Raw genomic sequence first — 12071 nt, forward strand, 5'->3', positions numbered from 1 at the left:
AGCTAAAAGGCCTGACTCCGATAGAGTATCGAACTCAGGCCTTGAAAGCCGCTTAACAGAAATGTCCAACTTTACGGGGTCACTTCATTCGAGTGTGGCTTTTTGCATTTAGCTATACGTGACTAAATCAACGTGCTTATTGCTGGTTGATGTACGCTTTAAAGCGCGCTTGTGTTTCTGCGTCTGCTTTTTGGTACCAGAAGTGCAGCATCTCTTCAGCTGTTGAATCGGCTTTCATGGTCGCAGGTTTAGTTTGCTTCATGTCCGCTGGGATCTTTGCAGGAAGTGTTGCTGGTTGAATTACTGCAGCACTTACAACGCCAACTGCCGCAACACCGCCAGCTTTGTTGTAATCTTCCACTTCACGAACGTAGTCACGACCGATTTGCATGCCAGGCTTCATAAGCTTGTCTTGCTCAACTGCGATAGCGTTGCCAGAAGCGTCAACCAGTTTCCAATCTAGATCTTTGATTTTGTTTTCAGCTTCACGAAGGTCGCGGTATTCCGGCAGTTGTAGAGTCAGCTCTGCATCTGTCGCGTCGAAACGCGTTACGATCACGTCACTCTCAACACTTAGGCGGTCATTACCTTGGCTGAAATATGGCGCGTAACGGAACACAACTTGGTTTACGCCGTCAGGTAGAGTGAAGCTCTTTTCCGAAGCAAAGAAGCCACCAGATAGTTTTACTTTTTCGCCGTTTGCGGCCAAAACTGAAACGTCGTCAGGAACATTTACGGTTACATCCGCGAATGCCATTCCGCTCATAGCAAGAGCAAGCGCGCAAGTTAAAGGCTTGATCAATTTCATTGTTTTTATCCTAAGCACTGTCATTTGTGGTCACCGAGAGTGCATCGTAAAGTGCTTTATTGCAACTCTCGAATGTAAGAAGTATGAAAATTTAACAAGAACGTCATTTTAATCTTATTCGCGTCGATGAAACTGTGAGCCAAATAGCTCAAACCGCTGCAAGCAGCGGTTTGTTTCAATTGATAGAACGATTAGATACCAGCGCCGTGTCCGGCTTCGTTTTGTCTGGAATCTCGCTCGGCATTTTCCTCTAACGCTTCTTGCTGCTGTTGCGCTTTTTCAATGTTCAACCACCACACGAACAGCTCGTACCAAATCGCTAGAATAACCGCACCTAAGAATAGGCCGACAATGCCGTAGAACAACATACCGCCGATTGCACCCAGTAGAATTACGGGCATTGGTACATCCACACCACGACCCATCAACATTGGTTTGAATAGGTTTTCAGATAGCGCTGCAACCACAACCCAAACCGTAAACATGGTTGCTGTGCTGGTGTCTTGCGTCATGTACATGTAACCAACGACTGGCAGTACTGCCAATAGAGCAGGTAGCTGTGCGATACAAAGAATCATCAGTACTAGTGTTAGTAAGCCCGCAGCCGGAACGCCAAAGATGAAGAACCCCGCACCAATTAATAGAGCCTGAATGGCTGCTACACCAACAACGCCAAGCAACACACTCTTGATGGTCGCTGCAATAAGCGTTGTCCAGCTCTTCGCATTATCACCCGCAGTACGAACCGCGATGGTTTTCAAGCCAGATGCTAGAGACTCAGAGTAAGTCATAAAGCCAGCAGCAATCGCTAGAGAGATGATTGATAGTAGTAAGCTACCCAGTGCACCACCGACCATACCAAGCAGAGAAGTCAGACCTGCCTTAATTTGAGGCATAAAGGTTTGGATTGCTTTTTCTAGGTTGGTTGCAAACAGTGTCCATACTTCGTAAAGCTTGTCACCGACCAAAGGCCAATCTGCTACCGATGCTTTTGGACCTGGGATCTTAATGTCACCACTTTGCAGTACGTCCAGCGCATGCGTTGCGCCATCGACAATAGAACCCGATACCATGACTAAAGGTGTAACCAATAGCGCGATACCCAGCAAGGCGATGGTCGTTGCAGCGAGGCCACGTTTACCACCATACACTTTTGCCAGCTTTTTACAGATTGGCATCAGAGCGACGGCAATGATGGCACCCCAAATCACCGGAAGGATGAAAGGTTTGATGATGTCGTATGTAAACATCAGCAAGATCAAGATCAAGCCGATTCGTATTGCAGATTCCACCATGTTACTGATGAAAACCTTACTTTCGATTTTTACCGATTGTTTATCCATTTTTGTTTACCTGATGTTCAATGTTGGAACTGACGAGACTTGAAACAACAATCGCCATATAAAACACGCCTACGATGGCCTCTAGATACACGACGACTTGCGCCAAAGGTGTTAGAGGGCTGATGTCGCCATAACCGAGAGTGGTTAGAGTGACGAAACTGAAATACGCTGCGTTAGAGAAGTTTTGGCCCCATGAGATGGCTTCCATCCCAGTGAATGAGTTTGGGGAAAACTCCAGCAGAATGAGGTAAGCAATTGCCCACATCAGACCGAGCAGCAAGAAGAGTGCAACAGATCCAATCACCTTGTTGGTGTTCACATGTCCAGTGAAAAGAATCTGTCTTGCAATCGATTTAAACGTACCAAAGAAGAAGGCGAAGGTTAGGGCGAGCATCACTACGTCCATCTCTTTGATGCCTAATACTGCTTTGATGGCAATGACCACGATCCACGTACCTAACAAGGTATAAAGGAAGCGTGACCAGTTCTTATCAAAACGCAGACTCGCCATACAAACGATGAAAGTCAGAATGGTGAAGCCTTGCAGAAGATGCTCCATTGCACCTTCCCCTACGACTTGTACAAACGCACCACCGATCAACAGACCGATAAGCGCTAACGTCAGGTAGAAGAAGTTGTTTTCTTCATTGATGTTTTTGAGTTTTTTTCCAATAGCCATGGTTTGCCTGTTTAACTCCTATTCTTGTTCTTGTGATGAGTCCTTCATCACTATGATGGAAGCGGAAAGCCCGAATCTCAGATCAACGCCTTCCGGCAATTCATGCAATGACACTCGAACAGGAATACGTTGTGCTAGGCGAATCCATTGGAATACCGGGTTCACGTTAGGCAGAAGGTTATAGCCCACGGTGCCGTCTTTTGGGGCGATACCCCAACCGATAGAATCGACGGTGGCATCGATTGGTGTGTCTGGGTGTGACATCAGAGTAACGCGCGCATCACTGCCCGGAGCAATTTGCGCTAATTGGTTTTCACGGAAGAAACCAAATACCCAGAAACTGTCTTTATCGATAAGGGCAACCAAAGGTTGGTTCGCAACGGCTTGTGTACCGTCGCGGATATCAAGGTTAGAGACAAAACCGTCAACCGAGGCATAAATCTTGGTGTAGCTAAGGTTCAAACGAGCTGATTTCAATTGCTCTTCAGCGGATTTGATTTGCAGCAGTGACTCTTCGTAGGTGATCTCACGGCGGATTAAGTCTTTGTGAGAAACTGCGCCGCGGTCTTTAGCACGAATGTCTTTCAAACGATCGTACTCTATCTTCTTGCCGCGTGAACTGACGATAGACTTTTGCAATGCCACTTCTGCTTGTGAGAGGGCAACTTCGTAAGTAGTAGGGTCGATCTCAAATAGCAGATCGCCTTTCTTTACTTCTTGGTTATCTTGCACGGTGACATTGACGATAGGGCCAGAGACTCTTGGCGCCACCTTAATGACATTGGCACGAACTTGGCCATCTCGGGTCCAAGGGTTATTAAAATACTCTTCGAACTTCTGATAGCCGAACCAAGCCGCGCCACCAAGAATGACAAGATTGAGTGCAATAACGAGTAGTTTTTTCATCTTGTTGGGCACCTAAAACTGTATATAAAAACTGTCGATGGCCACCACGTAAAACACCATGATGGCAAGGAATGTCAGGGACGGAAACGCAATAAAACGAGACAGACGTGTTTTGTTTAAAATGATCACGGTAATCCAAGTGGCAGTAACCGATAAAAACAGCACTAGCAACAATGGTGAGAAGTACACGTCACCCCAAGAGAGTTCATGTGGCATTATTGAGCCTCCCCTTCTTGTGGTGCGTTATTGCTTTCTGCTTGATCTTTCGAGGCTGAGTCCTCGCTACGATAAGGCGGCAGCACACGTGCTTCTTCATCCAAGTAGCCGTCCCAATCGCTGCGTTCTTGCATTTGCTTCGCTACACCTTCCGACAAGAAAGGTTTGCCCGTTTGGGCCTCCCAGCCACCACCGAGCGCTTTGTATAAGGCGACAACTTGGTTAGCAACATTGCCTTTGATGGTGGCGTAGCTGTCTTCCGCACGCGTCATTTTCTCTACTGAGTTGAGTAGACGTTCAAACGAAATTTGGCCATTCTCATACTGAGTCATCGAGATATTGAATGCACGAATAGAGGAGTTCACCGATTGCAGACGCAATGACTTTTGCTCCAAGTAAAGATCATAAGCCTCCAGCGCATTGGTCACTTCATTGACTGCTTGCAGAACTTTCTTGTTGTAGTTAGTGAGCGTTTCTTGGAACTTCGCATCTTCAAATCGAATGTTATTTTTCACACGGCCGTACTGGAATATGTTCCAACTGAATGTCGGACCTATCACCATGGTGAGCGAGTCACTGAAGCTAAAGCTGCTGCCATCTGGCACTGTGCTGTCTATGCCGATAGAACCAAAAAGGGAGAAGCTAGGATAGAGAGCCGTTTCAGCAACACCGATTTGCGCACTTTGCGCACGTGCTTGCATTTCAGATACTTGCAAGTCAGGACGACGCATCACTAAGTTCGCATCCACTTGGTTATCAAGCAGAGGAGGGCGAGGCACGATTGAACGTTCATCATTACCGGAGAGCGCTGGCTTTCTTCCTGAGGATTTAAATTGGGCCTCGTAATCCGCCATTCGCTGTGCAAAGCCCGCGGATTTCAACAATCCTTCAACCTCTTCTGGCAAGACACCAAGCAACAACGCTAACGCGGTTCGGGATTGCTTCATCGCGATTTCTAACGAAGGTTGCGCTGCTTTGGTGTTGAAGAGCTGGTTTTTTGCTTGTTGAACGTCGAGTTCCGTAACGTTGCCAGAATCAAACTGGACTTGAGTGATGTTCACCACACGTTCTTGGATCTCGATATTTCGGCGAGAAAGCAGAATACGTTCTTGGAAAGTACGGTAGTTAATGTAGTTGCGAGCGACTTCCGCAGTGATGGTGACCATAATGTCGTGATAAGACGCAATCGACGCGTAATAGCCTGCTTCGGCAGACTCAATTCCACGTGCGTATTTGCCCCAAATGTCCATCTCCCACCCCGCATCAAATGACAACGCGGCGTTATTGACACCTTGGTCGTTCACATAAGCTCGCGCTAAGTTACCGGAGACGGTTTGTACTTGTGGGTACTGCAACCCAGTCGATATGCCCAGTAGTGAACGTGCTTGAACGATGCGCAGGCCAGCTGCCTCAAGGTCAAGGTTTTGTTGGCTGGCCATCTCAACCAACAGGTTAAGGGTCGGGTCGTTAAATTGCTGCCACCACTGCTGCAATTTTTGCTCTGACTGCTCTGCGTCTTGCGTGGCGGCGGCTTTTTCTACCGACCAGTCACTTGGCAAGGCGGTTTGCTCTGGGTGGACATAATCCGGACCCAAAGTCGTACACGCACTTAATCCGAGTACAGAGAGTATGGCGAGGCTTGGTTTAGTTAGTTTTAGAAGCATCATATCCTCACCTTTAAAACCGCTTCTGACGTAAGTTCACCCAATCGATATCCTCATAGGTTTGCTTGCATTGGTTGATCGCTTCGAACACGTTCCGTTTTAAATTCAGCAAGATATAAAAACCGGCAATCTCTGAATAAGCGTAGTCAGATAAATCCAACTCACTAAAGAAATCTTCCAGTTTATTTTCAAAGGATTGGTAATCTTGGCTGTATTGTTCGAAGACAGTATCGAGTTCAGTTGTTGGCTGATGGCTTGCTAATGCGCCTGCCATCAGGGGTAATATGGAATCGGTATGCTTGCTGCGTAACTGTTTGATAAGTGGGTTACTTAATAACTTTTGTTCCGCTGCAATCAGGATGTTGACGTGGTTACTCAACGCATCGCAGGATTTACTGAATGCGCCGATCGCCTCTGGTGTCGTTTTGTCAAACAGTTTGTGATTGACCTTTGAGCCCCACACTTTGAGTTTTTTCGAAGACACATTCAGAGTGACCAAGTGCAGTGAGCGCTTGACGGATTTGAAGCTGGAGTTTGATGGCTGATGATAACTGCTAAACAGGTCGCCAACGTGTCGGAAATACCGCTCTTTCAAAGTCAGGAACAAATGCTCAGGGCGAGAGCTGAATGGAAAGTAATGTGCAAAAATGATCATAAACACCACCATGTAGAACAGGGTCATGATCGTCATTAGAATCCCGAAGTGATAGGTCATGTTGTTGTCGAGTCCGAGCACAAACAGGCCAATCATGTAGAAGATCGTTACCGGTCCTTTAAACAGATAGAAGCCGATAAAGGTGTAGATGAAGATGAACAAGCCGAGCTCACCGCCGAGCTCTAATCCCGGTAAGATGAATACGTACGAAGGCACCGCAAATAGGAAGCCAAACGTAAACAAAATCAGCAGCATAAATGGGTGAACGGGTACGAATGACAGCAATGACATAAAGATGGTCGAGAAGGTAACGAATGAGTAACCACCAGGAGGATTGAAGTAAATCCAAATCAACCCTGCTACCCAATAAGTCGTAAAGGTTTTCACTGCTGTTTTAAAGTTCTCAGCATCCCACCAAAGGAACTTACTTTTTTGTTTCGGCAGCTCTTGCTTGAAAGACACATTGTTCGTGACGGAATCAATACAGCTGATGCTTTCTGATAGGCGAGATAAGCTTTGATGCATTAACTTTAGCAAGTGACCAAGAGTAAGAGCGGAGCCTTTGGTTAGGTGGGAGGCATTCGATAGTGCTTCTTGGTTATAATCAATGCTGAGTTCTTGCGCACGATAAGCTGGACCTTCGTGCTCCCACATTTCTTGGCAGGTTTGAAATAGGGTCTGGATCTCTTTAACCACTTGATCAAAGTTGTTGATGCAATCACGGTCTTGCTGATGGCTAAAGTGGCTGTGTGCCGCGACACTGAGTTCTTGAGTGATTTGTTTATTGAAGTGAACAGCGAGTTGCCATTCTTTCATGTAAGCCGAGACATCACTGCATTCAACACTGATCATGGCGAAGCGCTGTTCTAGCGCATTCTGAGCAGTGAAAACCTTATCTAATAACTCATCAATCGTGGGAGTCGGTTCTTCATCTTCATCCCCTTCTTTTTGTTCAGAGGAAGAGGCGTTAACGTGGTGTGGCGTTGTCTTTTCTTCGAAATTTTGCAAGATCGCTGCGAACAAAGTTTGCTGAGCTTGGTTAAGCTGCTCGATCATCTGGCGCAAATTCTGTTCTGTTTTGGTCGGCCACAAAAAAGTACCAACCAAGGTATAAATGACGACACCAAAAATAGTCATGTGGGCACGATCAACACCGTACATGAATGCGCCCTCGGCATCTCCGCCATTAGACATCATCAAAACCATTACGCCGGTTAGAGCTAATAATGTCGGGTCTTTTTGGTAGGCATTGCGGAAGTAGAAGATAAAAGACACAACCACTGAAACACTAAACATGTACATTAAGCGATCTTGCGCGAACATGCCTACCAACAATAAGCCAATGACGGCACCGACTAGTGTACCAAGTACACGTAGTGTCCCTTTTGCTAATGATTCGCGACGGCTGCCTGTAGAAGCAATCAGCATGACAGTCGTTGCTGCGGTTGAAGCTTGCGGCCAACCCATAGCAAATGGGATCAGATAAGCCAGAGTTAGGCTAAGCGCGACTTTTGTGGCGAATTTGATTTTATCGTTCATAGTGTCAAAGTTTGCTCAGGCTTATAGTTGTAAGTAAATGAATTTACTCGGTCAATAATCCGAATTTCGTTCTGAATAAAATGCGGAGGCGGAATATAGCGAGTGAAAAGAGGTGGTTTGTAAATCCTTTGTCAAAACCAAATTAGGGTTAGACGCCACAATCGTTCCTTACGCCTTACTGCTGCTGGCGCGAGAGGAAAATGAGAAAGAAAACGTTTAACTAGAAAATCTCATTAGTGATACAGATTTGCAGGAATTACCAAGCCAAGTTTTCAATCAATACATAGAGCCAGTGCGTTATCGGCAGCGTTCACGTCCAAATTTGTGAGACTGACTGCCTATAGAAAAGCATAGATGATGATAGCTAAGTAGATAGGAAAGTTTTTATTTTTTATTGGCTTGCCGAGAGCAGTGCTACTTTTTGAGATCGATATTAGGTTTTTGAGCGCGAGATAAAAATACTAACGCAATACCGCTGAGGATGATTAGGCTGGTCATGACTGAGTGGAATGTCAATGTTTCACCGAGTAACAGCGAGCCAAGCAGCAAGGCGATAGCAGGAACCGAGAGCTGGCTGACTGCAGCTTGTAACAATGACAGCTTTCGCATTACTTGATACCAGAGCACGTAGCCGAAACCGGAAGCAATGGCACCCGATGCTACAGCCAACAATATACCTTGTATTGTAAAGTGAGCGGGAGCTGATAAGAGAGGAGAGAGCATAAGACCGAATAAAGAAGCGGTGATAAACCCCCACGTAATGCCACTACTTGGTGTCGGTGCTTGTTTACCAAGTGCGGTAAAACCTGCCCAACATATACCAGAAGCGACCATTAATATTGCTGACCAGATATCAGGACGAGTCGCAGATGGCAGCATCAACCATGTAAAGCCAATTAAAGATACCGCAATACCGATCAACTCGAGCGTTCTAAATTGTTGTCCTTGCCACCAATACAGCGCGAGCAATGTGAGCTGGACGGCACCAAAAAGTAACAGAGCCCCCGTGCCTGCTGCTAGTTTTATATAGGCAAAGGAGAAGAGTGTGGCGTAACCAAAGAGCGCTAACCCTGCGAGTACGCTGAACTTGGTTGTCGGTCGTTGGCTATGCCAGTTTCCACGAATGAGAAGAATGAAAACTAATATGACTGTGCCTGAGAGCAAGCGGATAAGGGTAAAATTGCCAGCATCAATCAATCCTTCTGCCAATGCCAAACGACAGAGCAGTGAATTGGCAGCAAATGCCATCATGGCAATCGCAGTCAGTAAAAATGTCGACATTCCTTATCCTTATTTATCGTAAGAGCTGGCAGTGTAGCGCCAAATATCAAGTACGGACTAGTTGATAAAGTGATTAGTTATAGCGGAAAACATCGCTCAAGCTGGAATGAGAACAGACAACGTTAGGTTAAATTGAGTAGAAATTGCAATTGTTATAATATAACAATAATTTTAAATCCCTAAACTAGATGAATGAGGAATTCAGTTTGAATTTATTTGTTAAGGACCTCACTGTTATTGATGCTTCTTACTTGTGCGCAACACGAGGAATGGTCGGAGAGAGTTGGATTCTTGATGTCGTAATGCATGGTGATCTCAACGAGATGAGCATGGTGCTGGATTTCTCTAAAGTGAAAAAGCAAATTAAACAATTGGTTGATGAACACGTCGACCATCGACTGCTTGTACCGTCAAAGAACTCAGCAGTGCATTCTGCGCATGTGAAAGCGGGTTATTCCCAAGTTGATCTCATTCGCGGTGAAAAAAGTATTCATTTGAACTGCCCCGACGAAGCATTCTGCTTTATTGAAACCGAAGCTATCTCGATTGAAAGTGTGACTGAGCATATTCACAAGGTGTTGATCGGTCATTTGCCAAGCAACGTGGCTTCAATCGACGTTACCTTACGCCATGAACAGATTAATGGTGCGTATTACCACTATACCCATGGTTTAAAAAAACACGACGGCAACTGCCAACGCATTGCACACGGGCATCGTTCACCGATTGAAATCTTGACTGATGGTGAACGTGATACCGTTCGTGAACACGCTTTTGCACAGCGTTGGCAAGACATCTACCTCGCGTCCATCGAAGACCTAGTCGAGATTGGTCATCTGGAGCTGAGTGAACATGCAAGCCTTATCAACTGCGACACGCATTTTGGCTTCCGGTATACCACTTCACAAGGTGACTTCCAACTTGCTATCGCACATAGCGAAACTGAAGTATTAGATACGGATACGACGGTAGAGCTACTGGCTGTATTTATTGCCAATGACATTGCCCCTTCATTGGCTAAAGGGCAGTCGTTACAAGTCATCGCTTATGAAGGCGTAGGGAAAGGAGCGATGGCGTTTCGTTAAAATAGCGTCGCCCATTGTCAATCAAAGCTAACTTTTACTTAATTTTTGGAATATCACTTTTATGGACAAACTCAATCGTGTTCTGCTCGTGGCAGGTACACATGGCAATGAGCTTTCTGGTATTTACCTTCAAAAGCTCATCAAAGACCGTCTTTATGTTGCCGACCGTTCGACGTTCAATACTCAGTGTGTACTTGGCAACCCTGAAGCGGTTAAGCAAAACGTTCGTTATGTTGAGACGGATCTCAATCGTGAATTTGCTTTGGTGAATCAATCATCGCCTGCGACTCAACAAGAAACCGAAGTCGCGCAGCAATTCACGCAAGTACATGCTCGCCAAGAGAATCAATTGATAGTCGATCTGCACAACACTACTAGTAATATGGGCGCAACCCTGATCTTGGTGTCGAACAACGCGTTTTATCGAAAGATGGGGGCGTATGTGAAGCAACGTATGCCAGAAGCCAACATCTTGTTTGAAGACAGAAAAGAGTGGGACGACCAACCTTATTTATGCACCACAGGGAAGTATGGTGTGATGATTGAAGTTGGTGCTCAAGCTCATGGTTCGTTGAAATATGAAACCTTGGAGCTGATGAAGAAAATGTTGACCATGGTTCTGGACTACGTTGAAGTGCATAACCTTGGACAAGTTGGCGAACTGAGTGACTATGACGCTTATTTTTACACCGAAGAGGTCATGATTCCTCTCGGCCAAGATGGTATGCGCGTTGCGACGGTACACCCAATGATCTGCGGGCGTGATTTCGAAGTGGTAAAGCCGGGAGAGCCATTACTCGCGACTTTCTTTGGTTACGATATCTTCTGGGAAGGTAAACAAGATATCTATCCGCACTTCATCAATGAGAGTGCATACAGCAAAGCCAATATCGCTATGGCACTTGCTGAGAAAAAGGTTGTGAGCGCGGAGTGATTGAAACCGAGCTTAGCTGGAATGCTCACCCTCAATCTTGAACTGTTTATAGTGCTCTTCAAATCGGTCACTTATCCAGTCCATAAGCATTTTGATTCTTGGCAGTTGATATTTGACTGGCGGACAGACGAGCGAAAGTAAGGTTTTTTCTGACCATTCAGGGAGCACTTCGATAAGTCTCCCTGATGTTAAATCAGCATGGCAGTACACATCGGTTAGTCGCGTTACCCCTAGCCCAGAAATCGCCGCGTGGCGCATGGTTCTGCCAGTAGCCGCTTTAATACCTTGCCCTACGTTGATAATGCGCTGTTCTTTATGATTCTTCATGATCCAATGATCAACACTGCCATGAATCAAAGGCAAGGCTTTAAGATCTTCTGGGACGAGGAGCTTCGGGTGCCGTTCGAGAAAATCCGGGCTTGCGACATAGTGTGTGCGAAGTATGGTGAGACGGCGCGCAATGAGAGTCGAGTCTGGCATCTCACCAACACGTAGCACCAAGTCGTAGCTATCTTCAATCAGATCGACGCGATGTTTTGAGAAATCGAGCTCTACTTCAACGTTCGGGTAGGCGGCTTGAAAACTCATCACCAATGGTGCAATAAGCTCTTCACCAATCGGACCTCCAACAGAATTCATGTGAATCCGACCCTTAATTTCGCTGGTGGCTTGCTGTGCCCATTCTGCGGCGGCATCCAGTTGTAGCATCGCTTCTTTGCATTTACGAAAGTAACCATCGCCAATCTCAGTAAGACGGAGCTGACGTGTGGTTCTATAGAGTAACTGAACACCTAGCGAGGACTCTAATTCACTCACGAGCTGACTTACGTTTGCCTTTGATGCGCCCATCGTTTCGGCTGCGGAGGTGAAGCTTCCACATTCCGCTACATAAATAAACGCTCGAATACCGCGCCAAGATAGATTGTTCATATAAACCTAACAGTGTTTTCATAATGGCTAT

At 46.0% G+C, this 12071-nt stretch carries 11 protein-coding genes; 2 read left to right on the forward strand and 9 right to left on the reverse strand.

Annotation, left to right across the window (positions count from 1 at the left end):
- Window positions 1–136: 136 nt before the first annotated feature.
- The 8 genes from VJL_RS16285 to VJL_RS16320 form a co-directional block, all read right to left on the reverse strand.
- On the reverse strand, window positions 137–808 hold the full coding sequence (locus VJL_RS16285) for a DUF2057 domain-containing protein (RefSeq protein WP_038879472.1): 672 nt from the start codon (window positions 806–808) through the stop codon (window positions 137–139).
- A gap of 191 nt (window positions 809–999) precedes the next feature.
- On the reverse strand, window positions 1000–2151 hold the full coding sequence (locus tag VJL_RS16290) for an AI-2E family transporter (RefSeq protein WP_038869038.1): 1152 nt from the start codon (window positions 2149–2151) through the stop codon (window positions 1000–1002).
- On the reverse strand, window positions 2144–2830 hold the full coding sequence (locus VJL_RS16295) for a potassium channel family protein (RefSeq protein WP_038869040.1): 687 nt from the start codon (window positions 2828–2830) through the stop codon (window positions 2144–2146). The genes VJL_RS16290 and VJL_RS16295 overlap by 8 nt, the downstream gene beginning before the upstream one ends.
- An 18-nt stretch (window positions 2831–2848) precedes the next feature.
- Complete coding sequence (locus tag VJL_RS16300; RefSeq protein WP_038879475.1) at window positions 2849–3736, reverse strand: HlyD family secretion protein; 888 nt, start codon at window positions 3734–3736, stop codon at window positions 2849–2851.
- A 12-nt stretch (window positions 3737–3748) separates the two neighbouring features.
- On the reverse strand, window positions 3749–3952 hold the full coding sequence (locus VJL_RS16305; protein ID WP_019821560.1) for a DUF1656 domain-containing protein: 204 nt from the start codon (window positions 3950–3952) through the stop codon (window positions 3749–3751).
- Window positions 3952–5619, reverse strand: a complete 1668-nt coding sequence (locus VJL_RS16310) for a TolC family protein (protein WP_038879478.1) — start codon at window positions 5617–5619, stop codon at window positions 3952–3954. Before VJL_RS16310 ends, VJL_RS16305 begins: the two co-directional genes overlap by 1 nt.
- 10 nt (window positions 5620–5629) lie before the next feature.
- Window positions 5630–7810 carry an FUSC family protein gene (locus tag VJL_RS16315; RefSeq protein ID WP_038879480.1) on the reverse strand — a complete coding sequence of 727 codons (2181 nt, stop codon included), beginning with the start codon at window positions 7808–7810 and terminating at the stop codon, window positions 5630–5632.
- Window positions 7811–8224: 414 nt separating this feature from the next.
- Complete coding sequence (locus tag VJL_RS16320) at window positions 8225–9091, reverse strand: DMT family transporter (protein WP_038869048.1); 867 nt, start codon at window positions 9089–9091, stop codon at window positions 8225–8227.
- A gap of 206 nt (window positions 9092–9297) precedes the next feature.
- Here VJL_RS16320 and VJL_RS16325 point away from each other — a divergent pair, with 206 nt between their 5' ends.
- Both VJL_RS16325 and VJL_RS16330 read left to right on the forward strand, forming a co-directional pair.
- Window positions 9298–10176 (forward strand): 6-carboxytetrahydropterin synthase, encoded by an 879-nt coding sequence (locus tag VJL_RS16325; RefSeq protein ID WP_038879483.1) that lies wholly within the window; start codon window positions 9298–9300, stop codon window positions 10174–10176.
- Window positions 10177–10237: 61 nt separating this feature from the next.
- Window positions 10238–11110: an aspartoacylase gene (locus tag VJL_RS16330; protein ID WP_038879486.1), complete on the forward strand. Its 873-nt coding sequence runs from the start codon at window positions 10238–10240 to the stop codon at window positions 11108–11110.
- Window positions 11111–11122: 12 nt separating this feature from the next.
- Here VJL_RS16330 and VJL_RS16335 read toward each other — a convergent pair whose 3' ends face one another.
- Window positions 11123–12040: a LysR family transcriptional regulator gene (locus tag VJL_RS16335; RefSeq protein ID WP_038879489.1), complete on the reverse strand. Its 918-nt coding sequence runs from the start codon at window positions 12038–12040 to the stop codon at window positions 11123–11125.
- Window positions 12041–12071 lie beyond the last annotated feature (31 nt).

Source organism: Vibrio jasicida CAIM 1864 = LMG 25398, from assembly GCF_000400365.1.
GTDB classification, from domain to species: domain Bacteria; phylum Pseudomonadota; class Gammaproteobacteria; order Enterobacterales; family Vibrionaceae; genus Vibrio; species Vibrio jasicida.